Here is a 26,784-nt window from a genome sequence, read left to right as displayed (position 1 = left end):
CGCGACGAACGCCGCGGGATCGACGTCACCCGGCCGCGGCGGCGAGGGCGGCGGGCGGCGGAGGCAGGCCGCCGCCGGACCCGTGCGGTCGTTCCCGCGCACCGGGAGATCCGAGAAACGTCCACGGTGGATAACCGGGGCCGCGACGATTCCTCTGTCATCGGGGTCTCGATCTATTCCATTCAGTGATATACCTGACTGGGGCCAGATTTCCCCGTGGCGACAAGCCTTTCCCGGTCGGGTGCTTGTTAGCCTCGGCTCGTGTCGATCGAACTGGGTCCGTCCCCGGCAGAACCAGCCCCGACCGCCTCCGCGCTGCGGCGAGCACTGCGCCGAGCCAGAGACGGGGTGACGCTCGACGCCACCGAGGCCGCCGTTCTGCTCCACGCCCGCGGCGACGACCTCGACGAACTGCTCACCGTCGCGGGTCGCGCTCGGGACGCGCATCTGACGGCGGAGGGACGCGCGGGCCTGGTCACCTACAGCCGCAAGGTCTTCATCCCCCTGACCCGGCTGTGCCGCGACCGATGCCATTACTGCACGTTCGCCACCGTGCCGCACAAGGTGGAGTCGGCCTATCTGGAACGCGACGAGGTCGTGGAGATCGCGCGCCAGGGCGCCGCCGCGGGTTGTAAAGAGGCTCTGTTCACCCTCGGCGACCGCCCGGAACTGCGCTGGGACGCCGCCGCCGAATGGCTCGAGGCACGCGGCTATTCCTCCACGGTGGACTATCTGCGCTCCTGCGCCGTCGCGGTCCTGGAGGAGACGGGACTGCTGCCGCACCTGAACCCCGGCGTGTTGAGCTGGGCCGAGATGACCAGGCTCAAGCCGGTCGCGCCCAGCATGGGCATGATGCTGGAGACCAGCGCCGAGCGGCTGTGGAGCCAGAAGGGCATGCCGCACTACGCCAGCCCGGACAAGGAGCCCGCCGTCCGGCTCAAGGTGCTCGCCGAGGCCGGCCGCATCGGCATCCCCTTCACCAGCGGCATCCTCATCGGCATCGGCGAGACGCATCGGGAGCGGGCCGAGGCGCTGCTCGCGCTGCGTGCCTCCGCCCGCCAGTACGGACACCTCCAAGAGGTGATCGTGCAGAACTTCCGTGCCAAGCCGGACACCGCGATGCGCGGGATGCCGGATGCGGACCTGCATGAACTCGCGGCGACGATCGCGGTGGCCCGGCTGCTGATGCCCTCGGGCGTCAGCGTGCAGGCACCGCCGAACCTCGTCGGGGCCGAGCACGGGCTGATGCTGCGTGCGGGCATCGACGACTGGGGCGGCGTGTCCCCGGTGACTCCGGACCACGTCAACCCCGAACGGCCGTGGCCCGCGATCGACGCGCTCGCCGAGATCACCGCGGAGAACGGCTTCGCCCTGCGCGAGCGACTCACCATCTATCCGCGACACCTGCGCCAGGGCCTGGCGGGCGACGGCACCCAGTGGCTGGACACCAGGGTGGCGGCCCACGTCGCGGCGCTGGCCGCTCCGGACGGCCTCGCCGACTCCGCCGCCGTCCTCACCGGACGTCCGTGGCAGGAGCCCGACGGCGGCGTCGAGTCCGTCGGCCGCACCGACCTGCATGTCGACATCGACACCGTCGGCCGCACCGAGGATCGCCGAGGCGACTTCGACACCGTGTACGGCGACTGGGAGTCCCTCAAGGAGCAGCTGCCGAGCACGGCGGCCCCCGAACGGCTGGACACCGACGTCCGCGACGGTCTCCGGATCGCCGCCGACGACCCGGCCGCCCTGCTCGACGAGGCGAACACCACCGCCGCCATGGCGCTGATGACCTGCGACGGCGCGGCGCTGGACGCGCTCGCGGGCATCGCCGACGATCTACGACGCAGCGTCGTCGGCGACGACGTCACCTACGTCGTCAACCGCAACATCAACTTCTCCAACATCTGTTACGTGGGCTGCCGATTCTGTGCCTTCGCGCAACGGGAGCGCGACGCCGACGCCTACCGGCTCTCGCCGACGGAGGTGGCGGACCGGGCCGAGGAGGCCTGGCGGGCGGGCGCCACCGAGGTCTGCATGCAGGGCGGCATCGACCCCCGGCTGCCGGTCACCGGCTACGTCGACCTGGTGCGCGCCGTGCGCGGTCGCGTCCCGGAGATGCACGTCCACGCCTTCAGCCCGATGGAGATCGTCAGCGTCGCCGCCAAGGCGGGCATCAGCATCGAGGAATGCCTCACCGAGCTGCGTGACGCGGGCCTGGGCAGCATCCCCGGCACGGCCGCCGAGATCCTGGACGACGACGTCCGCTGGGTGTTGACCAAGGGAAAGCTGCCCGCGGCACAGTGGATCGAGGTGGTCAGCACCGCCCACCGGCTCGGCATCCCCTCCTCGTCGACGATGATGTACGGCCACGTCGACACCCCGGAACACTGGCTGGGTCACCTGCGCACCCTCGCAGGCGTGCAGGACACCGCCGCGGCCAACGGCGTGAGCGGCTTCACCGAGTTCGTGCCGCTGCCGTTCGTCCACCGCAACGCGCCGCTGTACCTGGCGGGCCTGGCCCGGCCCGGACCGACCCGGCGGGACAACCGCGCGGTGCACGCCATGGCACGGCTGCTGCTGCACGGCCGGATCGACAACGTGCAGTGCTCCTGGGTGAAGCTCGGCGAGTCTGGCTCGGCCGAGGTGCTGACCGGCGGCGCCAATGACGTCGGCGGCACGCTCATGGAGGAGACGATCAGCCGGATGGCGGGCTCGGAGCACGGCTCCGCGCGCACCGTCGAGCAGCTTCGCGCGCTGGCCGACCGCATCGGCCGCCCCGCTCGACAGCGCGGCACCACCTACGGCCGGGTCGGCCGTGTGCAGCTGGGGGTGTCGCCCGTCGGCGGCGGGGCCCGCGAGGACTCGACGTGCGCGGCCCACTCGTGAGGAGCGCGGCTCGGCCCGACGGTTGGTGAGAGCAGGCCGCGCCGGGCCGGCCGACCGGTGCCCGCCGGTCCGTCCGTCCACCGCGCGGCTACGGCTTCCGGGTCGGGTACATCGGCGCCCTGCCCGTGTCTCGGAACGAGTGCGGCGCCGTGGTCTGCTTCGTCGACCTTCCTGCGTCCGTTCGTCGTGACTCCGGTCTCCTCGTAGCGGAGGGCGGCGTCGTCGTCGATCGTGGACGGTCCCTGTCTTGATGGTGGACGGGTACGGCATCATGAGGCGAAGTTCGACGGACGGTAAGGGGGACGTCATTGTCCGTGACGGACGTTGTCCAGCAGTTGCGCCACGCATACTCCCGGCTCACCACGGCGCGACAGGCCGCCATGGTGGCCGAGAACGCCATCGACGAAGGCAGGGACGTCTTCGACCGCGACACCATGGGCTCGCTTCGACCGCAGGTCGACCAGATCTGTCGCCTCGGTCGCGACGCGGCCGACGACGTGCGCCTCGCTCACATCGCCATCGTCGCGGCACAGCAGTTCATCGACGACTACTGCGTCGCCGTCGCGGGCCGAGGACTCGCCGAATTCACGCCGGCCCTCGGCCCCTCCACCGCTCGGTCGGGCACCCCGACGGCTCTCGAGGCCGCACCGACCGACACCGGGTCGCCACCGAACACGAACGCCGACAGGAACTGACCGCCGATCGGGAACGCGCGGGCGCGGTCATCCGCCCCGCCGACGTCACCCGGATCACCCGCCTTCCCAGCGGACGCATCGTCTGGGTCGAGGGGAACAACGACCGAGGTGGACAGGACCACATCCTGACCGACGCGAGGGTCAAGGATTTCGAGCAGGCGGGTGTCCGCAGGGATCAGATAATGGACCTCGTATTTGCCGCGCTCGAGCGAGGCACCGTGGTCGGGTACAGCGGAAGAGACCGTAAGGTCTATGAGATCATCTTCGAAGGAGCGCGATACCGTGTGGCGGTCACAGTCACGCGCGAGGGGGTAGTCATCGGAGCGCACCCCATCCCGCTGAACCGAAGGCTGCGTACCCGTCTTCATAGGAGTTGACATGGCAAGGGACATCGCAGTCGTCCTTCTGGTGGGCTGGCAGGAAGACCCGTTCTACTATGAGACGAAGCAGTCGGAAACGTATAACCACTCTCTCGACGAGGCCGAAGAAGACCTCCTGCTCCCGGCTGACCTGGTCGCCGACATTGCCGCATGGGACGACGAGTTTCAGGCCGTCTACCGGCCCGACGACTACCGTAACTCCGAATTCGAGTCTCCGGAGACCGAAGCGGCATGGTACGAACGAGGAAGGGTGTTGGCCGAGCGTGTCAAGCGGCAGTCGCCCGTGGTCGTGAGCGTCGAATACCGGGCTGACGGAGCGATCCGGGCTGGCGAATGCGTATTCTGATGACTACCGGTGGAACCATCCGGCGGCGATGAATCGTGTCTTTCTCGAGGTCGGGCCGGCCCGTTCGGCGGTGTCAGTGAAACGGAGACCACGGCCCGGGTTTCGAAGGAGCTGATGTCTCTCGCGCTGTCTCGGTGATTCTTCTGGTGGGCCGGCAGGAGGGCCGTTCTGCTACGAGTGTGATGACCCCGAGGAATACGGCCATTCTATGAGGAGGCCGCCGAGGATCTGCGGCTCCCTACGGATCTCGTCGCCGCCCTCACCGCATGGGACGATGAGGACCAGGCGACCTGTGACCCCAGCGGTTCGCGCGGTCGCGAGTCGGGGTCTCCCTCGATCGAGGCGGCGAAGGCCTGGCGTGGCCGAGGAATGGTCATCGCGCGACCTGTCCAGTGCGAACCACCCGTCGTGGCAAGCGTCGACTATCGAGCGGGATGATTCCGCCGCTGCGGATTCCCTGACTTCTCGATCGGCGACGGCAGGGCGGGCGTGGTGGCCCGGCCCTGCCCGTCGGTCGCCGTCATTCCGTGTCGCGTCGCGGCCGCAGCCGCCCGAGCACCGTCCCCAGCGTCCCCAGCTCCGGTGTGGAGAGCCGGTCGGCGAAGGATCGCTCCACGACGGCGGCGTTGGTGTGGACCGCCGCCAGCATCAGCCGCCGCCCCGCCGAGGTGAGGCGGACGTAGACGGCGCGGGAGTCGTCCGGCAGTACGGAACGTTCGACGAGTCCTCGGCGCTCCAGTCGATCGACGAGCCTGCTCAGCGCGCTCTGGCTGAGCACGACACGATCGGTCAGCTCCCGCAGGCGGACCCCGCCGGTGGGGATGTTGGACAGGGCGTCGAACTCGCTGATGGAGAGCCCGTGTCTCGTGGCGAACTCGTGTTCCAGCTCGGCGAGCACCATCGCGTGGACCTCCATCAGCGAACGCCACACGTCCACCTTGGCCCGGCGCGCGTCCCGGTCGGCCATCCGCGCCTCCGACCGCGCGCGGCGGTCCTCGGCGTCCTGCGGCGCGGTGCCTGCCGGCCCCGCGTCGCTCACCGGTCCTCCTTTCTGCCGAGCAGCTGGGAGAAGGGCACCGGGTCGTCGAAGGGATCGGCCGGGCGGGCCGCCGGACGCCCGGCGATCAGGCCGGCCAGCTCGCCCGCGGCACGGTCGATCCTGCTCGCCAGACCGCTGTCCCCGCCTGCCGCTCCCCAGTCCTCGGCGGCGGCGTAGACGCCGGTGGGGACGACGACGGAACGCAGGTAGCCGAACATCGGCCGCAGCGCGTGGTCCAGCGCGAGCGAGTGTCGTGCCGTCCCGCCGGTCGCACCGATGAGGACGGGCAGGTTCGTCAGCGCGTCGGAGTCCAGCACGTCGAAGAACATCTTGAACAGCCCGCTGTAGGACGCGGTGAAGATCGGCGTCACGGCGATCAGCCCGTCGGAGGCCGTCACCCGGTCGATCGCCGCGCGCAGCCCGCCTGCGGGAAAACCGGTGAGCAGGTTGTCGGCCAGCTCCCTGGCGTGGTCGCGCAGCTCGATCACCTCGGTGTCGACCTGCACGTCCTGCGCGTCGAGGGCCCGTGCCGAGGCCTCGGCCAGTCGGTCGGCCAGCAGCCGGGTCGAGGACGGCACGCCGAGTCCGGCGGCGACCACGGTGAGCGTGCGCGTGGTCATCGTGCCGCCTCTGCGTCGTCCTGACCGGCGTCGTCCCGGCCCGCGTCGTCCCGGCCCGCGTCGTCCTGTCCCGCTCGGGCCGCGTCTCGCGCGGTCCGCAGGCTCGCGTGGGTCGGGGCCGCGGGCACGTGGGCGGGCCGCAGCGCGTCGAACTCCTTGCGCAACACGGGAAGCACCTCCTCGCCGATGATGTCGAGCTGTTCCAGGACGGTCTTCAGCGGCAGGCCCGCGTGGTCGACGAGGAAGAGCTGTCGCTGGTAGTCCCCGAAGTACTCGCGGAACCGCAGCGTCTTGTCGATCGCCTCCTGCGGGCTGCCGACGGTCAGCGGCGTCTGCTCCATGAAGTCCTCCAACGATGGCCCGTGCCCGTAGACCGGCGCGTCGTCGAAGTACGGCCGGAACTCGCGCACCGCGTCCTGCGACTTCGGCCGCAGGAAGAGCTGGCCGCCGAGTCCGACGATCGCCTGGTCGGCCGCACCGTGACCGTAGTGCTCGAAGCGGGTCCGGTACAGGTTGATCAGGCGGATGAAGTGCTCCTTGGGCCAGAAGATGTGGTTGGCGAAGAAGCCGTCGCCGTAGTAGGCGGCCTGTTCGGCGATCTCCGGGCTGCGGATCGAGCCGTGCCAGACGAACGGCGGCACGTCGTCCAGCGGCCGCGGCGTCGAGGTGAAGGACTGCAACGGGGTGCGGAACCTGCCCTCCCAGTCCACGACGTCCTGGCGCCACAGCTGGTGCAGCAGCGCGTAGTTCTCGATCGCCAGCGGGATGCCCTGCCGGATGTCCTGGCCGAACCACGGGTAGACCGGCCCGGTGTTGCCCCGGCCGAGCATCAGGTCCACCCGCCCGTCGGCGAGGTGCTGAAGCATGGCGTAGTCCTCGGCGATCTTCACCGGGTCGTTCGTCGTGATCAGCGTCGTCGCGGTCGACAGCAGCAGTCGTTCGGTGCGGGCGGCGATGTAGCCGAGCATGGTGGTGGGGGAGGAGGGGACGAACGGCGGGTTGTGGTGCTCGCCCGTCGCGAAGACGTCGAGGCCGATCTCCTCGGCCTTCAGCGCGATGGCGACCATCGCCTTGATCCGCTCCGCCTCGGTGGGCGTGGTGCCGTCGGTCGGGTCGGGTGTGACGTCTCCGACGGTGAAGATCCCGAACTGCATCTCGTCAACCTCCTGGAAAGTGTATGCGCATGCATAACACGGGTGGGGTCGAGATTGTTCCCGGCGGCGTCCACTCCTGGTCCGCGGCGGGTGTGCGCGGACGTGCGCCGGGGGGCGCATGGTCGGGCATGATCGCCGCGCAGGTCGGGGCCGTCGCGAGGGCGAGTCGTCGGTCGACCGTCAGGACTCGGCCTTCTTCGCCTCGATGTAGGTCTCGATGCCGTCGAGCACGCGGTCGAGGCCGAAGCCGACGACGTCGGCGGGTTCCTCGAAGGTCCCCGCGGCCACCACGGCGTTCAGGGTCGGGAAGCGGTCGGCGCCGATCCGGCGCAGCATCGAGCCGGAGACCGGCGAGTCGTCCGTCTCCTCCGGCGTGCCGAGCCGCAGGTCGACGGCGACCTGGACGGCGCCGCGCACGTACATGTTGAGCAGGGAGATCACCTCGACCCGCTCCAGGTCGCTGAGTCCGGTGTCCGCCGTCGCGGCCAGGGCGACCTCCAGCCACTCGGTCTCGTTGGGCCCGAGCGTGCCCTTTCGCGAGGTCAGCAGCGGCAGGACCCAGGGGCGTTCGCGGAAGACGTCGAGGGAGAAGCGTGCCCAGCTGGCCAGGCGGCTTCGCCAGTCGGCGCCCTCGCCTGCCGAACGCGGCGGGACGCCGAGCACCGTGTCGACGACGAGGGCGACGAGTTCGGCCTTGCCCGGCACGTAGCGATACAGCGAGGCGACACCGGTGCCGAGCTGCTCGGCGACCCGGCCCATCGAGAGCGCGGGGAGCCCGTCGGCGTCGGCCACCTCGATCGCGGCCCGCACGATCTCGTCCACGCTCAGGCCGGGCTTCGGGCCACGTCGGGGCCGCTGTCGTTCGCCCCAGAGCAGGTCCAGGCCTCGGGTGGCGGCCTGCCTCTCGTCGTCGGTCATGTCGCCCCTGTCTCAACGTCGGTTCGTCGATTCCGCTTGACAGTATCGCAGAACTGCGAAAGCCTTTCGCAGAACCGCGAATGACATTCGCAGTTTTGATGGGGGCACCTGACGTCCGACCACCCCGCCGCCCGACCGCGAGCCATGACTCGCGCCCGGCAGGCGGCGATCGAACGCGCCCGACAACGCCGTGCCGCACCCGCCCGACGAGCAGACACACCGGTCCGCCGTCGGACGGTGCGGTCCGTGACCAGCGCGAAGGAGACGACCATGACCACGTCGACTGGCTCGCCCGCGATGCGGCAGCCCGACGGAGCCGAGAGACCGCCGCACTCGGCATCGCCGAGCGCGCCGCCTGCCCGACGGACGCCGTGGTGGCGACGACCCTGGATCGCGCCGCTGGCCTTCGTGGCCGTGGCCTTCGTCGGCTTCTCGATGCCGCCCTACCTCACCGGCGACCCGGATCAGGCGCGGGTGCCGATGCCCGAGGGCGTCGCGTTCTACTACCCGGTGCTGGTGGCGCACGTCCTGTTCGCCTCGGTGGCCATGATCGCCGGCGTGTTCCAGGTGTGGCCGTGGTTCCGCGGCCGGTTCCGCAAGGCCCACCGGGTGATCGGCCGCGTCTACGTCTTCGCGGGCTGCGTGCCCGCCGGACTCACCGGCGTGATCGTCGCCGTACAGACCCCGACCGGCCCGGTGGCACAGACCAGCAGCGTGATCCTCTCGCTGCTGTGGATCGTCTTCACCGTCACCGGCTTCCGTCGCGCCCGCGCCCGCCGTTTCGCCGAGCATCGCCGCTGGATGATCCGCAGCTTCGCCCTGACCATGTCGATCACCACCAACCGGTTCTGGGGAGCGATGGCCTGGTTCATCCTCGAACCCCGGATGGAGACGACGTTCGAGGGCAGCCGGATCGCCTTCGACTACGCGATCTCCGGGCTGGCCACCTGGCTGGGCTGGACCGTGGTGCTGGGACTGACCGAGGCCTGGCTCCAGCTCGGTCAGTCGCGCGAACGCCGAGCCCGAGCCGGTCGGCGCAGGGCCTCCCGCTCCGCGGCCTGAACCGTCGCCCCCGCCGGAATCGGCGGGGGCGAGTCCGACGGTGTTCCGTGGTCCCCGCCGCCGACCCCGGCCAGGTCGTCGACGGGGGCAGCTCCGTCATGCTCGCCGGGATCGCCGATGTCGCGACGCTGTCCGCCCAGGTCACGGTGTGGGTGTGGGCCTCCGGCGCCGTGCGGATCACCAGCCTCGACCCGTGGGAGCCGCACCGCCGTCGCGGGCGTCTCCCCGAACCTGCCGCCGAGGTGGTGGCGACCTGCCACGACCTGCCACGACGGCACCAAGGACAGCGCCAACCCGGCGAGCTGGGAGCAGGTCGACCCGGCCGACTACGCCGCACCGGGGGAGTTCGAGGTGACAGGCGTCGTCGAGGGCAGCGGTCAGCCCGCCGTGGCGCGGGTGGTGGTGGGCGGCGGGGCGCCGGCCTTCCGGAGTCGAGGTCGGCGGCGCCGCGGATCGTGGACCGCCGGGCGGGCGTTCCACCGCCCGGCCTCGGGGCGGTCATCGAGCCGTATGGCGTGCTCCGCGACTCCGCATCATGCGGGGACGCGACTCGGCAGGGTCGCCCGGGCATCGACCCGGGGGCTCGACGGGACGGGGGCAGGGACGGGGTGGCGCCGGCGACGATCGACGAGTCCTCCGGTCACCCCCGGAGCCCTCGGCCGTCGCGGGATGGTCGGGGAACGGCACGATCCCGCCGCGGTCGGTCGATCCGCGTGGCGGCGCGGGCGCGCCGGGGCACGCCCCGCGCTCACACCCGCACGTCCCCCGTCGTCTCGCGGATCACCAGGCGCACCGGCAGGGTGACGATGCCGCCGTGGCGTTCGCCGTCGATGGCGTGGAACAGGTGTCGGGCCGCCGTGCGGCCGAGCTCCTCCAGGTTCATGTCCACACTGGTCAGCGGCGGCCGGGAGCTGGCGGTCAGCACCTCCCAGTTGTCGAAGCCCGCCACCCAGACGTCCTCGGGCACCCGCCTGCCGCGCTCTCGCAGCGTCTCCAGGGCGCCGCGCGCGACCTGGTCGTTGCCGCAGAGCACCGCGTCGACGTCGGGGTTCTCCGTCAGGAGCGCGTCGGCGGCCTGTCTGCCCCAGGCCTCGGACCACTCCCCGTAGGTCTCCGCGCCGCCGACCAGGTCGAGCCCGGCATCGTGCAGTGCCGCCCGGACGCCCGCGACCCGGTCGCGCGCGGCGGCGTAGTCGGCGTCGCCTGCCAGCAGCGCGATCCGCCGCCTGCCGCCCGCCACCAGGTGTTCCACGGCCAGCGCTCCGCCGCGGACGTTGTCCGGGACGAAGGACACGTCGGCGTCGTCCTCGGAGGGGGCATAGGCGTAGACCACCGGCACGGGCAGCTGTTGTCCGAGGCTGGGTCGGGGGTCGGTGCGCGAGCCCACCACGATCAGGCCGTCGACGCGGCGGGCCAGCAACGTCGCCACGTGCCTGCGCTCCCGTTCGGCGTCGCCGCGCGCGTCACACAGCAGCACCGAGGTGGCGCCGGAGCCGAAGGCGTCTTCGGCGCCCATCAGGATCGGCAGGGCGAACCGGCCGTCCAGGTCGCTGGTGAGCATGCCGACGGTGCCGGACTTGGGCATGTTCAGCGCCTGGGCGAACGGATTGGGGGTGAACGACAGGGACTCGGCCGCCGCCAGGACGCGCTCCCTGGTCTCCGCGCGGACCTGCCTGCGACCGTTCAATGCCTTCGATGCCGTGGCCACCGAGACGCCTGCGAGTCGGGCGACGTCGGTGAGGGTGATGGAGCGTTTCTGCTCGCCTCGGGTGCCGCGGTTCATCGCCTCATGCTCCTCGGCCGGAAGAGTTCGCCGTCTCCTCGCATTCTCCCGTTGCCGTGGTCTTGACGTCGGAACGGGCCCGAACCTACGATACCGAAAGTAGTTTCGGCGCGCGGGCGTCGACTACCGCCAGACCAGTTCCGTCGATCGCACTCCCATCGCCGATCTCGGCAGGCGGTCCGATCGAGACCGCCGTCCGCCCTCTCGCTCCGAAGTGGACGACGGTGCCCCTCGTCATGCCGCTCGGCTTCGCTCAACGATGAGCACAAGGAGAACGTGACGTGCGTGAGAAGACAGTCCGCCGCCGGATCTCCGTGATACTGGCGGCCGTCGCGCTGACATCCGCGTGCGGGACGGCCGACGTCGGCGAGGAGACCGCCGAGACCGGCCAGACCCTCACCATCTGGACGCGAGCGGCCACCGAGGCGCAGACCAGGGGATTCGTCGACGCCTACAACGCGCTGGGTCGCAACCAGGTCGAACTCACCGTGGTGCCCAACGACACCTACCTGCAACAGGTCGCCACGGCGGCAGGGGGCCGGAGCCTGCCCGACCTGCTCGGCGCCGACGTCGTCTACGCCAGGAACTTCATCCGCCACGGCTTCTACACCGACCTCGGCGAACGGCTCGCCGAGACCGACCTCGTCGAGCGCCTTGCCCCGGCCCACCTGGACGCGGGCACCGCCGACGGCGCTTATCACGCCGTCCCGCACACCCTCGACCTGTCGCTGATCTTCTATAACAAGGTGCTCTACCGGGAGGCGGGCCTCGACCCCGAGCAGCCCCCCGAGACCCTGCCCGAGATGATGGCGCACGCCGAGGCGATCTCGGCGCTGGGCGGCGACGTCTCGGGCACCTACTTCGGCGGCAACTGCCCCGGCTGCCTGCTCTTCACCCTGTGGCCGATGGTCTGGGCCGACGGGGGAGAGGTCCTCACCGCCGACGGCACGGCGTCCGCCATGGACGTCGACACCATCGGACCGGTCTTCCAGGCGTATCGCGACGCCTTCGCCGCCGGGATCGCGCCCGCGTCCTCGGCGCAGGAGAACGGGATCAGCTGGTTGCAGCCCTTCGCCGAAGGCCGCGTCGGCGTCGCCCCACTCGGCTCGACGATGCTGCGGCTGATGCCGGAGCACGAGCGCCTGGAGATCGGCGTCGCGCCGATCCGGGGCATGGACGGCGGCGAGTCCACCTTCGTCGGCGGCGACGTCCTCGGCATCACCTCGACGTCCACCAAGAAGGCCGCGGCCTGGGACTTCCTCTCCTGGACGCTGTCGGCGGACGTCCAACGCGACGTGCTCACCGCGGGCGGCGACGTCAGCGTCCGCACCGACCTGATCCCGACCGGACCCGACGGCACCGGTGTCCCCGACGACCGGCTCCGGACCTTCCACGAGGTCGTGGACGTCGGCCGGGTGCCCACGGCGGTCAACTTCGGCGCCACCTTCAACGACCCGCAGGGCCCGTGGCTCCAGTTCGCCCGCTCGGCGATCTTCGGGCCCGAGTCGGTGGACGAGGCGATCGCCGCGTTCCGACCCCGACTCGACTCCTCCCTCGACATCGCGGGCTAGCCGATCCGCCGCTCCGCGGCCTCGGACCGCTCGCCCCGCACCGCACCCGGACGCCCGCCCTGGGCCGCCCCGCCCCTGGGCCGCCCCGCCCCTGGGCCGCCCCGCACCGAGATCCGCCCCACCCGAACCCGCCCGAGGCTCGACTCCGCACCAGCTCGCGATCAGAGGAGCCACCGTGAGAAGCACCGGCACCACCGCGGCGCCCCGGCGCCGCCGCGGCACGGACCGAACCACCCAGGCGTTGGTGTTGTCGCTGCCCGCGTCACTGGTCGTCGGCCTGCTCTTCGTCGTCCCCCTGGGTCTGCTGGTGTGGATGTCGATGACGGACTGGCCGCTGCTGGGCGAGCCGAGCTTCGTCGGGTTCGCCCAGTACGGCGCGATCCTCGACGATCCGCTGTTCCTGGACGCCGTCTGGTTCACCGCCCGCTACACCGTCATCACCACGGTGCTCCTCACCGCCGTCGCGCTCGGCCTGGCCCTGCTGGTGCAGCAGACTCGCCTGGGCACCGGTCTGCTGCGTACCGCGTTCTTCCTGCCCGCCTCGATGGGCCTGGCGGTCGCCGCGCTGCTGTGGTTCGCCCTGTACTCCGACGAGGTGGGTCCGCTGTCGGACGTGCTGATGGCACTGGGGCTGGTGGCCGAGCCGGTGAACTGGCTCGGCACGCCCGACGGCGCACTGTGGTCGACGGTGCTGATGGTGCTGTGGCGCTTCGCCGGCTTCTACATGATCATCCTGCTGACCGGGCTCCAGTCGATCCCGACCCAGGTCTACGAGGCGGCCCGCATCGACGGCGCGGGCTGGTGGCGCACCTTCACGGGGGTGACCCTGCCGCTGCTGCGGCCCACGCTGGCGCTGGTGCTGGTCCTGTCGGTCACCGGCTCGCTGCTGGCCTTCGAGCAGTTCTACGTGCTGACCGGCGGCGGACCGGACAACTCGACCGTCACCGTCGTGTCGACGATCTTCCGGCAGGCCTTCACGCTGTTCGACCTCAGCCGAGCCGCCGCGATGTCGGTGGTCGTGCTCATCGCCCTGGTGCTGGCCAACATCGTCCAGCTCAGCCTGATCAGGAAGGGAGCCGACTCCTGATGCGGGCAGACACCGCCGCACGCGGCACCCGGATTCGCATCGTGATCGCCGACACGGGCGCGCTGACCACCGGCGTCGCCCTGGCGATCCTGTTCCTGCTGCCGCTGCTCTGGGCCGGCTACTCCTCGCTGAGCGGTCCCCGTGCCACCGGCGACGGCGCGGGACTGGGCACGGAGAACTACCAGCGCCTGTTCTCCTACGGGGAGGGCCTGTTCGTCTACGTCGCCAACAGCGTGGCCGTCTCGCTGATGACGGTGGCGGGCACCGTGGTGGTGTCGGTCCTGGCGGGCTACGCGATCGCCCGCTTCCGCTTCCCCGGCCGCAACCTGCTCTTCCTCGGCACCCTGGCGATCATGATGGTGCCGTATCCGACCATCCTCATCCCGCTGTACGTCCTGCTCAGCCGTGCCGGGCTCCAGAACTCGCTGGTCGGGCTGGCCCTGGTGCTGATCATGTTCCAGCTGCCGTTCTCGCTGTTCATGATGCGCAACTCCTTCGAGGCCGTGCCCAGGGAGTTCGACGAGGCCGCCCTCGTCGACGGCGCCGGAGTGCCCCGCACCCTCTGGTCGGTCCTGCTGCCGGCCGTGACCCCCGGCGTGATCACGGTGGCGCTCTTCGCCTTCCTCAACTCCTGGAACGAGTTCATCGCCCCGTTGATGCTGGTCACCGACGGCTCCCGCTACACGTTGCCCGTCGCGCTGGCCGCCATGCGCTCCGGGAACTTCGGCGCGGTCGACTTCGGCGCGCTCCAGTCCGGCGTCGTCGTGAGCGCGGTGCCCTGCATGATCCTGTTCGTCCTCCTGCAACGGCACTACGTCCGAGGGTTCGCCTCCGGCGCGCTCAAGGGCTGAGGCCGTTCGGGCATGCCCCGGCCGTCCGAGCCCACCGAACTCGACTCCCCCTCGACCACGGTGAAGGAGACACCTTCGATGCGCACCTCCGCCTGCGGCGAGCACCCCGCTCCCGCGCGCCCCGAATCCCGAACGGACGCCGACGCGGGCCCGCCCGTCGCACCCAGCCACGGCACCTTGACCCCGCTGCGACTCGACGAGGTGCGACTGACCAGCGGATTCTGGGCGGACCGGCAGCGGATCAACCGCGAGAACACCCTCGCCCACTGTGAACAGTGGATGGAACGCCTCGGCTGGATCGCCAACTTCGACGCCACCGCCGAGGCCCTCGCCCACGGCACCCGGGGTGAGCATCGCGGCGCGAACTTCGCCGACTCCGAGATCTACAAGCTGCTGGAGGCCATGGCCTGGGAGGCCCACCGCGGTGACGACCCCGAGACGGACCGCCGCTTCACCGCGCTGGTCGAGCGCGTGGCCGCGGCCCAGCACCCCGACGGCTATCTCAACACCTGCTACGGCAGGCCCGGCAGGCCGGAGCGCTACTCGGACCTGGCCTGGGGACACGAGCTGTACTGCGCGGGACATCTGATCCAGGCCGCCGTCGCCAGGGCCAGGACCCGGGGCGCCGACGAACCGCTCGTGACCGTGGCACGTCGCGTCGCCGACCACCTCTACGCCGAGTTCGGACCCGACGGGCGCGACGCGGTGTGCGGACACCCCGAGATCGAGACCGCCCTGGTCGAGCTGTACCGGGTGACCGGGGAGGAACGGCACCTCACGCTCGCCGGGCTCTTCGTCGACCGCCGGGGCACCGGCACCCTGCCGCCGATCCAGTTCGGCGCTGCCTACTTCCAGGACGACATTCCCGTTCGCGACGCCACGGTGCTGCGCGGCCACGCCGTCCGGGCGCTCTACCTGTCCGCAGGCGCCGTCGACGTCGGCGTGGAGACCGACGACCGATCGCTGCTCGACGCCGTCGAGACGCAGTGGGACACCACCGTCGCCCGCCGCACCTACCTGACCGGCGGCATGGGATCACACCACCTCGACGAGTCCTTCGGCGCCGACTACGCGCTCCCGCCCGACCGGGCCTACTCCGAGACCTGCGCCGGCATCGCCTCGGTGATGCTGTCCTGGCGGCTGCTGCTGGCCACCGGCCGCACCCGCTACGCGGACCTCATCGAACGCACCCTGTTCAACGTCGTGGCCACCTCGCCCCGCGCCGACGGCCGCGCCTTCTTCTACGCCAACACCCTCCACCAGCGCACCGAGGGTCGGGTCCCCGCCGAGGACGAGGTCAGCACCTCGGCGGGCGCGAGCCTGCGCCCGCCCTGGTACGGCGTCTCCTGCTGCCCCACCAACGTCGCCCGCACCCTCGCCTCGATCGCGGGCTACGTCGCGACCCGCGACGCCGAGGGCGTGCAGATCCACCAGTACACCCCCTGCGACATCCGCACCACCCTCGACGACGGCACCGTGATCGATCTGAAGGTCGACACGTCCTATCCGCGTGGCCGCTGCATCGCGATCCGGGTTCGCACCGCGGGCCGCTTCGCCCTCACCCTGCGCGTGCCGCACTGGGCACAGGGCAAGGCCGTCCTCGACGACGGCGGCACCCGACGGCATCTCGACGAGGCCACCGTCACCGTGCGTCGAGAGTTCGCCGAGGGTGAGACGTTGCGACTCGATCTGGACCTCACGCCCCGGTTCACCACGGTCGACGACCAGATCGACGCGGTGCGCGGCTGCGTCGCGGTGGAAAGCGGCCCCCTGGTGTTGTGCGCGGAGTCCGTCGACCTCCCCGACGACCTCGACCTGGAGGACCTGCGCGTCGACTTCTCGGTGGCGCCGCGGCCACACCCCGAAGGGGCGTCGATCCGGATACGGCCCCGAGCCGAGCCGGTGGCCTGGTCCGACCGGTGGGGCCCGTACGGAAGTCCGATGTACCGGCACGACGCGGCGGCCCGACCCGACATGGCGGCCCCGGACGGCGGGAAGGCCGCTGGTCGGACGGCCGAGGACGACGGCGGCGACCAGACGTCCGAGGCCGCCGCGGACGCCCGGTGGATCCTGCTGCGCCCCTACCACCGCTGGGCCCACCGCGGACCGTCGACGATGCGTGTGTGGCTGCCCGTCCGTTGACGGCCGGCGCGACCGACGACGGAGCGGTCATGGACAGGAACGGGCAGGCCACGGTGTGCTCGGTGGCGGTGCGGGCCGGGGTGTCGGCGATCACGGTGTCGCGGGCGCTCGACGACCGGGCGGACGTGCACGAGGAGACGCGCCGCCGCGTGCCTCGGCTGCCTGCGGCCCGAGGGCAGCGGCAGGCGCCGCGACCGCGTCGGGGAAGGACTGATCGGTCTGCTCACCGGAGACGCGGGCGGCGCGGGCCGCGGCAGGCGGGCTCCGAGGGCGCACGGGGGCCACGCGGCGGCGCGGTCCCCGGAACCGACGGCGTCGGGGTCCGGTCGGTCGCTCTCACCTGCCCGGAGGCACCAGAAGCGGTGTCAACGCTCAGCGTGGTCCAGGACGCCGTCAGGCGACCGTTCGGTCGCCGCCGCACTCGCCCGGCCTGACCGACGGGAGCGGTCGGGGCCGACGTCGTTCGCACGGCACCGGCGCGGCCCGCACCGCGCCGTCTCGCGGCGGCGGCACGCCCCTGACCGGCGATGGTTGACTCTCCCCGAACGGGAAGGCCCATCGTCTGAATCATGTTCACCATCAGCGCCTTCGCCAGGCTCACGGAGCTGTCACCGAAGACCCTCCGCTACTACCACGATCGAGGGCTCCTCGTGCCCGCGCAGGTCGCCGCCGACACCGGATACCGCACCTACACGCTGCGCCAGGTGGCCGACGCCGTCCGCATCTCGGTGCTCCGGCGCGGCGGGATGCCCGTCAGCCGAGTCCGGGAGGTCCTGGACAACCCGGATCACGCCGACGCCTTGATCGACGAGTTCCACGAGGAACTCCGGCGTCGCAGGAAGATCGAGGACGACGCGCTCACCGGCGCCCGACGGGCCGCCTTCGACGGCGAGGCCGTCACCGGCGAGATCCGATCGATGCCCGCCCAGCTCTACGCCGCGGTCACGGTCGCGCTGCCGCTCGCCGGCGAGACGGAACCCGGCGACGACGCGACGCTGCGACGGATCAACGAGGAGGTCGACCGCGGCGCGGACCGGCTGCGCGACCTGTTGATCACGGCGGGGATCACCCCGACCGGACCGTGGTGGTCGAACCTCGGCGTCCACGGCGACCGGATGGCCGTCACCGTCCACTTCCCGCTGCCGAACGGCGCCGACCCCGCCGAGGTCACCTCCCTCGCCGAGGACGTCCACCACGGTGAGCTGCCCGCACGCTCGGAGGCCTGGGTGGAGATCCCCTACCCGGAGTCCGACGGCGACTCCTCCGTCCGACTGGCCCTGTCCGCGCTGGTCTCCGCCACCGACGAACTCGGCGCCGACCTCACCGCCCTGCGGCAGACCATCCTCGCCGACGCGACCCGCGTCGAGTTCGCCGTCACCCTGGAGACGAGCCCGTGACCGACCCGTCCCGGCCCGCCGACCGCGGTGAGGAACTGCGCTTCGCGCAGCTGGCCCGCCCGACCGTTCACTCACGCCGCAGGCTGATCGTGGCGTCGCTCGTCCTCGTGGGCGGCATCCTGGCCTCGGCCGTCCTGCTCATCGTGATCCTCGTCGTCAGCGGCCTCGGTGATCTCCTGCTGAGCGACGACCCCGGGGCGGTCGGACTCGCCCTCACCCTGCTCACGGTTCCGCTGATCACCCTGCCCCCGGCGGCGCTCACCGCGCGTGGAGTGCTCCGGATGCGTCTCGGCGAGGTCTGCTCGGTCGAGGGGGCGTTCCGCTGGGGGTGGTTCTGGCGCTGTCTCGCCGTCGCGATCACCGTCGCGGTGACGACCTCCGCGGTGAGCCTCTGGTGGGGCGGCTCGGCCGCGTTCCGACTCGCCGATCAATGGCAGGCGCTCGCCGTGGTCGTCCTCCTCGGGGTCCCCCTGGCGGCCTTCGCCGAGGAGTTCGTCTTCCGAGGCGTCCTGACCCACATCCTGGGCGCCCGCTGGTCGAGGCCGCTGACGGCCGTCACCGTGCCCGCCGTGACGACCTCGGTGCTGTTCGGCCTGGTCCACGGCATGGCGGGGATCGTCATGTTCCTCGTCACCGTCGCAGGCGGGCTGCTCTACGCGATCCTGTGCGACCAGACGGGCGGCCTGGAGGCCGCCACCGCCGCACACACCGCCTGGAACGGGGTCCTCATGATCTCCGTGTTCCTGCTCTCCACATCGGATGCCGGACAGTCCACCACGGCCGTCGCGGCGACCCTGGCGACGGACCTGCTGCTGGTCGCACTCCTCGTCCTGCTCGCCCGCCGCACGGCCGTCGCCCGTCTGCGGCAGGCCGTCCCCGTGCCGGCGGCCGGCTGACCGAGGACGGCTGTCGACCATCGACGTCGGCAGCCGTCCCGCCGCGGCGCTGCCACTCCGCCGCGGCTCGCCTGGCCCCGCGCCGGTGGGCCGACCGATCTCACCACCGCATCGCGGCCGCGACGGGTGGTGGGGGTGTCATCGGAGTGGCGCGGGAGGGAGACGTCGTGCGACACGCCTGACCCTCCCGAACCGGCATCCGGGCGTGTCGGTCACGGTCCGCTAACCTCGGCGGTCGTGACACGACGACACCCCTGCTGAGGCAGGGTGGCATCGGCCCTCCGGGGCCGATGAGGATCGCAACGGGCGTGCTCGGCCATCGCCCGCCGGTGCTCGGCCGTGGCATCGGCCCTCCGGGGCCGATGAGGATCGCAACCAACGCAGCCTGCAACGCCGTGGCGAAGCCGTGCCGGTGTGGCATCGGCCCTCCGGGGCCGATGAGGATCGCAACCGCGCAGCTTGCGAGTACATCCTCTGGGGCACGAACGGGTGGCATCGGCCCTCCGGGGCCGATGAGGATCGCAACACGTGCAACCGGTCCAGGGCCTCCGGATGGTCGGCGGGTGGCATCGGCCCTTCGGGGCCGATGAGGATCGCAACGATGTGGGTCGCAACGGGGTCGATGTCGATCAAAGCGGTGCGGCGGTGCTCGGTGCGGTCCACAGTGGTGGTATCGGCCTGTCGGGGCCGAGGAGGACCGCAGCCGCGTGGGAGGCCGACAGGTGAACGCCGACGACAAGACCCTGCTGCTGGATCTGGAGAACCTGGGCAGCGTGACGTTGCGGCCGAGGCCGCTTCGTGTCCGCCTTGAGGCGCTCCTGGCAGCCGCAGGTGACCACCACCATGCCGTCGCCGCCTACGCCGTCGCCGACGGCACACCCGACGCGCTCTCCTCGGTGCTGGCGGAGCTGCGGATCGCTCCGCTTCGGGTAGCCCACGAGCCGAATGCCGCCGAGCTGGCACTGATCGCGCACGCCGAGCACGTGCACGCCGAGGGCGGCCGGGTGTTCCTCGTCGGCAGCGCGGACGGGCGACTGGCCGACCTGGTGTCGCTCGGTCGAGTCGAAGTGCTGGTGTGGGAGGGTTAGCCGGTGTCGGCCAAGCTCGCCGACGTCGTCCATGAGGTGCGCAGGCTGCCCAGGCCCACCACGGCGTCGACGGAGGACGTCTCCACGACGGCGGTGCCCGAACCCGAATGGACGCCCGTGCCGCCGGAACCCGTCGACTCGTCATCCGGGCGTCCGACCCGGCTCGGCGAACGAGTACTCACCGCGTTGATCACCGGATTCGGGGTGGCCGTCGGTCAGCGACTACTCGATGCCCTGTGGCCCCGGCGTGGACGCTGACCCGGCTTCGTCGGCCTTCGACCGACTCCGAATCCATCTCGGACGGGATGCCAAGGCTCGGCGGCCGGGCCGTGATGCCGGACGCGGACGGGAAGCGAGGACTTCGGACGATCACGTCGAGCCATGTCGAGGACCACGGCTGTTCGGAAACCGCCGTCCGGGTTCGCGGGGCCTGCGGCTGCACAGCCCACCGGTCAGGTCTCCCGCTGAGAGACCTGACAACGGCAGCGGTGACGGACTCGATCTCGGTCCACGCGGCCCGTGCCCGGCGGACGGCCTCGGGCTCGTTCCGTTGAGCATCGCGACACGCGATGTCGTGATCTCGTGCTGAGGGAAGGCAGGCGTCGGACGACACGCCTGGACATTCCGAAGTGTTCTGCGGGCGTGTCGGTCACCAGCCGATAACATCGGAGCATTCAGAACGGCAAGACCCCTGCTACGACAGGGTGGCATCGGCCCTTCGGGGTCGATGAGGATCGCAACACCAACGCTTCTGGAAGAGAAGGAAGCGGAACGAGTGGGTGGCATCGGCCCTTCGGGGTCGATGAGGATCGCAACGACCACGCCGCCTTGCTGCGCCAAGCCCTGGCAAGCCCGTGGCATCGGCCCTTCGGGGTCGATGAGGATCGCGATCTGTCGACGCCGTCACGGCACCGCCGGGTCAATCCGTCAACGACGGTGCCCGACGCCGCCACCGCATGGCGAACGTCGTCATCCTCGCTCGCCGCGTTCAGCCCGCCGTCGCCAAGCCCGTCTGGAAGGCGATCACGACGAGCTGCGCTCGGTCGCGGGCGTCCAGTTTCATCATCGCGCGGTTGACGTGGGTCTTGGCCGTGAGCGGCGAGACGTGGAGCCGCTGGGCGATCTCGTCGTTGGACAGTCCGGTGGCGACGAGTCCGACGACCTCGCGTTCCCGGTTGGTCAACGCCGACAGCCGTTCGGGTCGCGTCGGCTCGGCCCACTGCGGCCCGCTGAGGAATCGTTCGATCAGGCCTCGGGTGGCCTTGGGGGAGAGCAGCGCCTCGCCCCGCGCCACCGTCCGGATGGCCTCCAGCAGTTCGGCCGGCCGCACGCCCTTGCCGAGGAACCCGCTGGCCCCCGCCCGCAACGCCTCGAACACGTACTCGTCGACCTCGAAGGTCGTCAGGATCAGCACCCGGACCCCGGCCAGCTCGTCGTTCGCGATGATCTCCCGCGTCGCGGCGAGGCCGTCCAGCTCGGGCATCCGGATGTCCATCAACACCACGTCGGCTCGCATCGAGCGGACCAGGTCCACCGCCTCCCGGCCGGTCGACGCCTCGCCCACCACCGTCAGGTCCGGTGCCGAGTCCACCAGCGCGCGGAATCCGGCCCGGATCAACGTCTGGTCGTCGGCCACCACGACCCGTACCGGCTCGCTGCTCACGTCGTCTCCTCGGCGTTCGCGGACGGGATCGGCAGCCGGGCGAGCACCCGGAAACCGCCGCCACTGATCGGCTCAGCGCTCAGTGTCCCGCCCACCGTGACGGCACGCTCCCGCATCCCCACGATGCCGTGCCCGGCCGCCCCGGGCAGGCTCCGCGGCGTCCCCGGCTCGTCCCCGGAATCCGCGGACCTCGACGCCGCCGGGCCGATCGCCGCCGTCGTATCCGATCCCGCCGTCACACCCGACCGCGCTCCCACTCCTGGTCCTGGGCGCGAGTCCGTCGGATCGGGACCCGCCACATCCGAACCCACGCCGGTGACATCCGAACCCGTGCCGGTGACATCGGACCTCGCCTCCCACGCCGCCGAACCCGCCTCCGGCGTCCTCGACCCCGGCCCCGCAGAATCAGCCCCAAAAGCCTCCGGCCCCGGCCCCGGCCCCGCAGAATCAGCCCCAAAAGCCTCCGGCCCCGGCCCCGGCCCCGCAGAATCAGCCCCAAAAGCCTCCGGACCCGGCCCCGACACCGCCGAATCAGCCCCGGAAGGCCCCGGCCCCGGCCCAGCCTCCGACCCCGAGCCCGACCCCGACCCCGACACGGAACCTGCCCTCGCCGCACCCCGCACGCTGAATCCCGACCCGGCCCCGGAGTCCCGCGCCGCCGCCCCCGAACCGGGCGCCCCGTTGCGCACCTCCACGACCAGCTCCGCCGGACCCTGCTCGACCCGCACCGTCACCGTCGCCCCCCGCCCGTGCTTGTGGGCGTTGGTCAGCGACTCCTGCACGATCCGATACCCCGCGAGGTCCACGGCGGGCGGCAACGGCCGAGGCCGACCCGAGGTGACCAGCTCGATTCGCAGTCCCGTCGCGGCGAACGCCTCCACCAGCTCCGACACCCGGTCCAGGCTCGGGGCGGGTTCGGTGGCGGCCACCGGCTCCTCCGCGCCGCGCAACACCCCCAGCAACGTCGTCATCTCCGCCAGCACCGTGTGCCCGGCCTCCCGGATGTGCCCGACGGCCGTGGCCGCCGCCGCGGGCTGCGACGTCAACAGGTGCTCGGCCACCCCGGCCTGCACGGCGATGACCGCGATGTGATGCGCCACGACGTCGTGCAGCTCGCGGGCGATCCGCATCCGCTCCGCCACCACCCGCCGCGCCGCCTCCTCTTCGCGGTTCTGCTCGGCCCGTCGTGCCCGCTCTTCCACCTCGGCGATGTAGGCCCGCCGGCTCGACACCGCGTCGCCCACCGCCACGGCGATCCCCACCCACGCGATCACCCCGGGGTTCCCGATGCCCTGTACCAGGCTCGGCGCGGCGAACACGGACACCCCGGCCAGGACGGCCGCCGCGACGGCACCCGCCGCCCAGGCCCGCGGCCTCGGAGTCAGCGTCGCCACCGTGTACGCCGCCACCAGCGCCGGCGCCAGATACGGCGACGGCCCCTCGCCGATCGCCAGCGTCGCGGCACCGGCCGCGGTCGTCACCGCCAGCACCGGAAGCGGCCAGCGCCTGCGCACCACCAGCGCCGCACACCCCACCGCACCGACCAGGACGAGCCCGAGATTCAGCTCGGCGCGGGCGAACGGCGGCTCCCAGCCGGGCGGACCCGACGCCCACTCCGGCCGATGCCCCACGGCCCGCGACACGATCAACGGGCCCACGAAGAGCAGCAGCGCCACACCCGCGTCGAACACCTGCGGGTGTCGCCGCACCGCCTGCCGCCATCGGCCGGAACGCCTCATGCTGCGCACCGTAGGCCCGCCCGGCGGCCCGCGCGTCCTCCCCACGCCGTCCCCCGCGCGTACCGCGTCCGCGGTAGGAGACGCCCGCCGTACCGCCGACACCGACCACGCGGATGTCTGCGGGCGGACGACGCGCCGGACCCCGTCCGACGACGAGGCTGTGAGCCATGATCGAGGCAGCGAACCTGACCAAGCGCTACGGCGAGAAGACCGCCGTCGACGACCTGTCGTTCACCGTTCGCCCGGGCGCCGTCACCGGCTTCCTCGGCCCCAACGGCGCGGGCAAGTCCACCACCATGCGGATGATCGTCGGCCTGGACGCCCCCACCTCGGGCACGGTCACCGTCGACGGCAGGCCCTACGCCGAGCACGCCGCGCCGCAGCGCGAGGTCGGCGCCCTCCTGGAGGCCAAGGCCGTCCACACCGGACGGTCGGCCTATCACCACCTGCGTGCCATGGCCGCCCTCACCGGCATTCCCCGCCGCCGCGTCGACGAGGTGATCGACCTGGTCGGCCTCGCCGACGTCGCCCGCCGACGTGCGGGCGGCTTCTCCCTCGGCATGGGGCAACGCCTGGGCATCGCCGCCGCCCTGCTCGGCGACCCGAGGACCCTCATCCTCGACGAGCCCGTCAACGGGCTCGACCCCGACGGCGTCCTGTGGATCCGCACGCTGCTCAAGGACGTCGCCGCCGAGGGCCGCGCCGTCCTCGTCTCCTCCCATCTCATGAGCGAGATGGCCCTGACCGCCGAACACCTGATCGTCATCGGCCGAGGCAGGCTCATCGCCGACGTCTCCGTCGGCGAGTTCGTCGCCCGCGCCGCCCGTGACAGCGTGCTGGTCCGCTCCCCGGCGGCGACCCGGCTCCGCGAGGTCCTCGCCGAGGACGGCGTGGTGGTCAGCGGCGTCGAACGAGGCCTGCTCGACGTCACCGGCCTGACCGCCGCCCAGATCGGCGACCGCGCCCACGCCGCGAACATCCCCGTGCACGAGCTGACCCCGCAGCGTCCCTCCCTCGAAGAGGCCTTCATGGCCCTGACCAGGGACTCCGTCGAGTATCACGGCGGCATCGCGGCGCGCCCCGATCCCGGTGCGTCGAGCCGGGCCGGACTCGACGCCGCGCCGCCCCGAACCGCCGTGGACGACATCGTGCGGACCGGGAACCGCCCGACCGCGAGCACCCCGCAGGCAGCCGAGCCCGCCGACCGGGCGCGCGAGATTACCACCTCCGGAAGGACCCGCCGATGACCGCCGCACCGGACACCGCCACCAGGGCCGGCCGCCACGCCGCCGCGTCGCCCGCCGACACCGCCGCGTCGCACCCCGGCACCGGTCCGACCGATAGGGCGGTCGGAGCCGCCAGGGTGACGCTGCGCCGCGTGATCCATTCCGAGTGGATCAAGCTGTTCACCCTGCGTTCCACGGTGATCGCCCTCCTCGCCGCGATCGTCGCCCTCGTCGGACTCGGCGTCCTCTTCGCCGCCACCAGCACCGGCCAGATCGCTCCGGGCGGGCCGGACGGCGGCGGGCCGCCCGTGGCGGGACTCGACCCCGCGACGCTCTCACTCAGCGGGGTGCTGCTGGTGCAGCTGATCACCGGCTCGCTCGGCGTGCTGGCCATGGCGGGGGAGTACTCCACCGGGATGATCCGATCCTCGCTGATCGGCGTGCCGAGACGACTGCCCGTGCTGTGGGCGAAGACGCTCGTGTTCGGCGGCGTCGTCTTCGTGGCGATGCTGGCGGCGTCCGGAACCGCCTTCCTGGCGGGACAGGCCGTTCTGGCCGCGGGCGACGCCGCGAGCCTGACGCTGTCCGACGACGGGGTGCCGCGCGCCGTGGTCGGGGCCGCCGCGCAGGTGACCGGCGTCGGCCTGCTCGGGCTCGCTCTCGGCGGGCTGCTGCGCAACACCTCGGCCGCGATCTCCACGCTGGTGGGCGTGATCCTGGTCCTGCCGGGTCTGATCACCCTGCTCGGTGCGGACATCGCCGAGAACGTGAGCCCTTACCTGCCGTCCAACGCCGCTGCCGCCCTGCGTTCGGTGGTCGAGTCGCCCGAGCTGCTTCCGCCGGGGCAGGGGCTGGCGGTGTTCGGCGGGTACATCGTCCTGGCCTTGATCGCGGCGGCGGTGCTGCTGCGACGGCGGGATGTCTGAGACGCGGCTCTCTGATACCCGGGGACGTGACGAGACCGGGGCGCGAGCGTGCAGTTCGCGCCCCGGCCGCTGCTGTGATCAGCCTCGTCGGGGGGACTTGACCGAGCTGAGGAACGAGCCGAACGCGGCCCGGCTGACGACGAGCGTGCCGCCGAGGCGGTTCTTGGTGTCGCGGATGGCGATGTGGTCCTGGCGCTGGCCGATCTCCACGCAGGCGACGGCTTCGCCAGAGTACGTCGACTTTCTCCAGCGGTCAGATACGGCCATGTAGTTCCCCTCCTTGACGATGGTGATCAGCGTTGCTCCTGATGAGAGTAAGGGAGTCTTCGGCACTCATGGCTGCTGACAGCAGGCTCTCTCGAGCGTCGAGGAACGAGCGTGTGTCACGACGGCTGTGTATGAACGTCCCGGAGTTGAAATGCTCCAGAAGGACGACCGGCGGGGCCTCCTCGAACTCCAACACTATCCATCCGCTGGTTAGCGCGGCGTGGTAGCCGACATCGAGGCTGATCACCCGAACCTCGATATTCGGTTTCGTAGCGACCCATGAGAGGTGGTCGAGCTGTTCAGCCATCACCTCTGGACCACCGATCCTACGGTGCAGTGCATGTTCATCGATCAACACGGTGAGCCGTGGCGCCTGCGGACCGTCTAGGATGCCCTGACGTCCGAGTCTGTAGATCACACGGCCCTCCGCCTCGGCTGGCGGAATTCGGCTCGGTGCGCTGGACATGATCGCTCGCGCGTATCGCCTCGTCTGGCAGAGCCCAGGGATCAGCATCGGATTGACCTCGGAGATCGCGATGGCGTCCTGCTCGTATTTCATGAGGGTATCGAGCTGTGCGGTCGCCCCGCGGCTGGGAATCTCCGACCAGGTTTCGCGGTCGACGTCGCGAGCCATGGTGAGAATTCGCTCCCGCTCCTCGGCGCCGAGGCCCAGAGCTCCGAGGATCGTTGCCACTTCGTTTTCTTTGGGGACCCTGGCGCCAGTCTCATAGCGGCTGATGAGCGAGTGATGGGCTTTGATCCGATCGGCCAGACCGCGCACAGTCAGGCCGGTCTGTTTGCGGCTCGCGCGGAGCACGTCGGCGAGTGCCCGTGCTCGCGGAGAGCGGTTTATGCCTGCCATGGCGCCACGTTAGCGCGCTGTGGGAGCCCTGAACCAGGTCCATTGTCGATAGTTGATTTGTTGACTTGGTGACCTGTCTGCAAAATGGTGCTGCGCCACCCGCTTGAGTGGCTCAGTTCCCGGAGGTGCGCTGATGTCCATCGCTCCGAGTCGTCATAGTGCGGTGCGAACCGATCACGATCGTCT

General features: G+C 71.3%; 24 protein-coding genes and 1 CRISPR repeat array. Of the genes, 15 read left to right on the top strand and 9 right to left on the bottom strand.

Going from position 1 to position 26,784, the window contains the following annotated elements:
* Positions 1-261: 261 nt before the first annotated feature.
* The 3 genes from AHOG_RS16030 (at position 262) to AHOG_RS16020 (ending at position 4,307) form a co-directional block, all read left to right on the top strand.
* Entirely contained in the window at positions 262-2,886 is a 2,625-nt protein-coding gene (locus AHOG_RS16030; RefSeq protein WP_093942082.1) for a bifunctional FO biosynthesis protein CofGH, read from the top strand.
* A 314-nt stretch (positions 2,887-3,200) separates the two neighbouring features.
* A complete protein-coding gene (locus tag AHOG_RS16025; RefSeq protein WP_093942081.1) occupies positions 3,201-3,581 on the top strand; it encodes a hypothetical protein in 381 nt (126 codons plus the stop codon).
* Positions 3,582-3,959: 378 nt separating this feature from the next.
* Positions 3,960-4,307: a hypothetical protein gene (locus AHOG_RS16020; protein WP_093942080.1), complete on the top strand. Its 348-nt coding sequence runs from the start codon at positions 3,960-3,962 to the stop codon at positions 4,305-4,307.
* A 520-nt stretch (positions 4,308-4,827) separates the two neighbouring features.
* Here the strand turns inward: AHOG_RS16020 and AHOG_RS16015 are convergent.
* From AHOG_RS16015 to AHOG_RS16000, 4 genes are all read right to left on the bottom strand, one after another.
* Positions 4,828-5,346, bottom strand: a complete 519-nt coding sequence (locus AHOG_RS16015) for a MarR family winged helix-turn-helix transcriptional regulator (RefSeq protein ID WP_245856257.1) — start codon at positions 5,344-5,346, stop codon at positions 4,828-4,830.
* Positions 5,343-5,966, bottom strand: coding sequence for an FMN reductase (locus AHOG_RS16010; protein ID WP_093942079.1), 624 nt, complete (start codon positions 5,964-5,966; stop codon positions 5,343-5,345). Before AHOG_RS16010 ends, AHOG_RS16015 begins: the two co-directional genes overlap by 4 nt.
* Positions 5,963-7,120, bottom strand: coding sequence for an LLM class flavin-dependent oxidoreductase (locus tag AHOG_RS16005; RefSeq protein WP_093942078.1), 1,158 nt, complete (start codon positions 7,118-7,120; stop codon positions 5,963-5,965). Before AHOG_RS16005 ends, AHOG_RS16010 begins: the two co-directional genes overlap by 4 nt.
* A gap of 180 nt (positions 7,121-7,300) precedes the next feature.
* Positions 7,301-8,038: a TetR/AcrR family transcriptional regulator gene (locus tag AHOG_RS16000; protein WP_093942077.1), complete on the bottom strand. Its 738-nt coding sequence runs from the start codon at positions 8,036-8,038 to the stop codon at positions 7,301-7,303.
* Positions 8,039-8,308: 270 nt separating this feature from the next.
* Between AHOG_RS16000 and AHOG_RS15995 the strand changes: the two genes are divergently transcribed.
* A complete protein-coding gene (locus AHOG_RS15995) occupies positions 8,309-9,100 on the top strand; it encodes a DUF2306 domain-containing protein (RefSeq protein ID WP_245856256.1) in 792 nt (263 codons plus the stop codon).
* 748 nt (positions 9,101-9,848) lie between these two features.
* Here the strand turns inward: AHOG_RS15995 and AHOG_RS15985 are convergent.
* Positions 9,849-10,883 (bottom strand): LacI family DNA-binding transcriptional regulator, encoded by a 1,035-nt coding sequence (locus tag AHOG_RS15985; protein WP_093942075.1) that lies wholly within the window; start codon positions 10,881-10,883, stop codon positions 9,849-9,851.
* A gap of 281 nt (positions 10,884-11,164) precedes the next feature.
* Between AHOG_RS15985 and AHOG_RS15980 the strand changes: the two genes are divergently transcribed.
* The 9 genes from AHOG_RS15980 to AHOG_RS15945 all read left to right on the top strand — a co-directional run bounded on the left by AHOG_RS15980 (position 11,165) and on the right by AHOG_RS15945 (position 20,173).
* Positions 11,165-12,454 carry an ABC transporter substrate-binding protein gene (locus tag AHOG_RS15980; RefSeq protein ID WP_093942074.1) on the top strand — a complete coding sequence of 430 codons (1,290 nt, stop codon included), beginning with the start codon at positions 11,165-11,167 and terminating at the stop codon, positions 12,452-12,454.
* Positions 12,455-12,629: 175 nt separating this feature from the next.
* Positions 12,630-13,541 (top strand): carbohydrate ABC transporter permease, encoded by a 912-nt coding sequence (locus AHOG_RS15975; RefSeq protein ID WP_211290411.1) that lies wholly within the window; start codon positions 12,630-12,632, stop codon positions 13,539-13,541.
* On the top strand, positions 13,541-14,392 hold the full coding sequence (locus AHOG_RS15970; RefSeq protein ID WP_093942073.1) for a carbohydrate ABC transporter permease: 852 nt from the start codon (positions 13,541-13,543) through the stop codon (positions 14,390-14,392). The genes AHOG_RS15975 and AHOG_RS15970 overlap by 1 nt, the downstream gene beginning before the upstream one ends.
* Positions 14,393-14,470: 78 nt before the next feature.
* Complete coding sequence (locus AHOG_RS15965; RefSeq protein ID WP_093944497.1) at positions 14,471-16,534, top strand: glycoside hydrolase family 127 protein; 2,064 nt, start codon at positions 14,471-14,473, stop codon at positions 16,532-16,534.
* Positions 16,535-16,563: 29 nt separating this feature from the next.
* Complete coding sequence (locus tag AHOG_RS30525) at positions 16,564-16,968, top strand: LacI family DNA-binding transcriptional regulator (protein ID WP_157736852.1); 405 nt, start codon at positions 16,564-16,566, stop codon at positions 16,966-16,968.
* A 135-nt stretch (positions 16,969-17,103) separates the two neighbouring features.
* Entirely contained in the window at positions 17,104-17,931 is an 828-nt protein-coding gene (locus AHOG_RS15955) for a MerR family transcriptional regulator (RefSeq protein ID WP_093942071.1), read from the top strand.
* Positions 17,928-18,827 carry a CPBP family intramembrane glutamic endopeptidase gene (locus AHOG_RS15950; RefSeq protein WP_093942070.1) on the top strand — a complete coding sequence of 300 codons (900 nt, stop codon included), beginning with the start codon at positions 17,928-17,930 and terminating at the stop codon, positions 18,825-18,827. The genes AHOG_RS15955 and AHOG_RS15950 overlap by 4 nt, the downstream gene beginning before the upstream one ends.
* Positions 18,828-19,094: 267 nt before the next feature.
* Positions 19,095-19,531: direct repeats of the CRISPR family, unit length 37 nt; unit sequence GTGGCATCGGCCCTCCGGGGCCGATGAGGATCGCAAC.
* 3 nt (positions 19,532-19,534) lie between these two features.
* The gene (locus AHOG_RS28660; protein WP_157736851.1) at positions 19,535-19,915 is read left to right on the top strand and encodes a hypothetical protein; all 381 of its coding nucleotides are present in this window, start codon (positions 19,535-19,537) and stop codon (positions 19,913-19,915) included.
* A gap of 3 nt (positions 19,916-19,918) precedes the next feature.
* Positions 19,919-20,173: a hypothetical protein gene (locus AHOG_RS15945; protein WP_093942069.1), complete on the top strand. Its 255-nt coding sequence runs from the start codon at positions 19,919-19,921 to the stop codon at positions 20,171-20,173.
* A gap of 730 nt (positions 20,174-20,903) precedes the next feature.
* On the opposite strand, the gene AHOG_RS15940 is transcribed toward AHOG_RS15945, so the two are convergent.
* Complete coding sequence (locus tag AHOG_RS15940) at positions 20,904-21,578, bottom strand: response regulator transcription factor (RefSeq protein ID WP_093942068.1); 675 nt, start codon at positions 21,576-21,578, stop codon at positions 20,904-20,906.
* Positions 21,575-23,317, bottom strand: a complete 1,743-nt coding sequence (locus AHOG_RS15935) for a histidine kinase (protein WP_093942067.1) — start codon at positions 23,315-23,317, stop codon at positions 21,575-21,577. The genes AHOG_RS15940 and AHOG_RS15935 overlap by 4 nt, the downstream gene beginning before the upstream one ends.
* A gap of 167 nt (positions 23,318-23,484) precedes the next feature.
* Between AHOG_RS15935 and AHOG_RS15930 the strand changes: the two genes are divergently transcribed.
* Positions 23,485-24,564 (top strand): ABC transporter ATP-binding protein, encoded by a 1,080-nt coding sequence (locus AHOG_RS15930; protein WP_093942066.1) that lies wholly within the window; start codon positions 23,485-23,487, stop codon positions 24,562-24,564.
* Positions 24,561-25,469, top strand: coding sequence for a hypothetical protein (locus tag AHOG_RS15925; protein WP_093942065.1), 909 nt, complete (start codon positions 24,561-24,563; stop codon positions 25,467-25,469). Before AHOG_RS15930 ends, AHOG_RS15925 begins: the two co-directional genes overlap by 4 nt.
* Before the next feature lie 78 nt (positions 25,470-25,547).
* Here the strand turns inward: AHOG_RS15925 and AHOG_RS15920 are convergent, their stop codons facing one another.
* Both AHOG_RS15920 and AHOG_RS15915 read right to left on the bottom strand, forming a co-directional pair.
* Complete coding sequence (locus AHOG_RS15920; RefSeq protein ID WP_093942064.1) at positions 25,548-25,736, bottom strand: DUF397 domain-containing protein; 189 nt, start codon at positions 25,734-25,736, stop codon at positions 25,548-25,550.
* Complete coding sequence (locus AHOG_RS15915; protein ID WP_093942063.1) at positions 25,723-26,598, bottom strand: helix-turn-helix domain-containing protein; 876 nt, start codon at positions 26,596-26,598, stop codon at positions 25,723-25,725. The genes AHOG_RS15920 and AHOG_RS15915 overlap by 14 nt, the downstream gene beginning before the upstream one ends.
* Positions 26,599-26,784: the final 186 nt, after the last annotated feature.

The sequence above is a fragment of the Actinoalloteichus hoggarensis genome, assembly GCF_002234535.1.
Taxonomy (GTDB): domain Bacteria; phylum Actinomycetota; class Actinomycetes; order Mycobacteriales; family Pseudonocardiaceae; genus Actinoalloteichus_A; species Actinoalloteichus_A hoggarensis.
This window is presented reverse-complemented; position numbering and strand designations above follow the sequence as displayed.

What these genes read in the sequence shown, in the direction of transcription:
- AHOG_RS15955 (WP_093942071.1), top strand. Translation starts at nt 17,104, where the DNA reads ATGTTCACCATCAGCGCCTTCGCCAGGCTCACGGAGCTGTCACCGAAG.
- AHOG_RS15915 (WP_093942063.1), bottom strand. Translation starts at nt 26,598, where the DNA reads ATGGCAGGCATAAACCGCTCTCCGCGAGCACGGGCACTCGCCGACGTG.
- AHOG_RS15930 (WP_093942066.1), top strand. Translation starts at nt 23,485, where the DNA reads ATGATCGAGGCAGCGAACCTGACCAAGCGCTACGGCGAGAAGACCGCC.
- AHOG_RS15935 (WP_093942067.1), bottom strand. Translation starts at nt 23,317, where the DNA reads ATGAGGCGTTCCGGCCGATGGCGGCAGGCGGTGCGGCGACACCCGCAG.
- AHOG_RS15925 (WP_093942065.1), top strand. Translation starts at nt 24,561, where the DNA reads ATGACCGCCGCACCGGACACCGCCACCAGGGCCGGCCGCCACGCCGCC.
- AHOG_RS16005 (WP_093942078.1), bottom strand. Translation starts at nt 7,120, where the DNA reads ATGCAGTTCGGGATCTTCACCGTCGGAGACGTCACACCCGACCCGACC.
- AHOG_RS15970 (WP_093942073.1), top strand. Translation starts at nt 13,541, where the DNA reads ATGCGGGCAGACACCGCCGCACGCGGCACCCGGATTCGCATCGTGATC.
- AHOG_RS30525 (WP_157736852.1), top strand. Translation starts at nt 16,564, where the DNA reads ATGGACAGGAACGGGCAGGCCACGGTGTGCTCGGTGGCGGTGCGGGCC.
- AHOG_RS15995 (WP_245856256.1), top strand. Translation starts at nt 8,309, where the DNA reads ATGACCACGTCGACTGGCTCGCCCGCGATGCGGCAGCCCGACGGAGCC.
- AHOG_RS16020 (WP_093942080.1), top strand. Translation starts at nt 3,960, where the DNA reads ATGGCAAGGGACATCGCAGTCGTCCTTCTGGTGGGCTGGCAGGAAGAC.
- AHOG_RS15920 (WP_093942064.1), bottom strand. Translation starts at nt 25,736, where the DNA reads ATGGCCGTATCTGACCGCTGGAGAAAGTCGACGTACTCTGGCGAAGCC.
- AHOG_RS16010 (WP_093942079.1), bottom strand. Translation starts at nt 5,966, where the DNA reads ATGACCACGCGCACGCTCACCGTGGTCGCCGCCGGACTCGGCGTGCCG.
- AHOG_RS15965 (WP_093944497.1), top strand. Translation starts at nt 14,471, where the DNA reads ATGCGCACCTCCGCCTGCGGCGAGCACCCCGCTCCCGCGCGCCCCGAA.
- AHOG_RS15985 (WP_093942075.1), bottom strand. Translation starts at nt 10,883, where the DNA reads ATGAACCGCGGCACCCGAGGCGAGCAGAAACGCTCCATCACCCTCACC.
- AHOG_RS16000 (WP_093942077.1), bottom strand. Translation starts at nt 8,038, where the DNA reads ATGACCGACGACGAGAGGCAGGCCGCCACCCGAGGCCTGGACCTGCTC.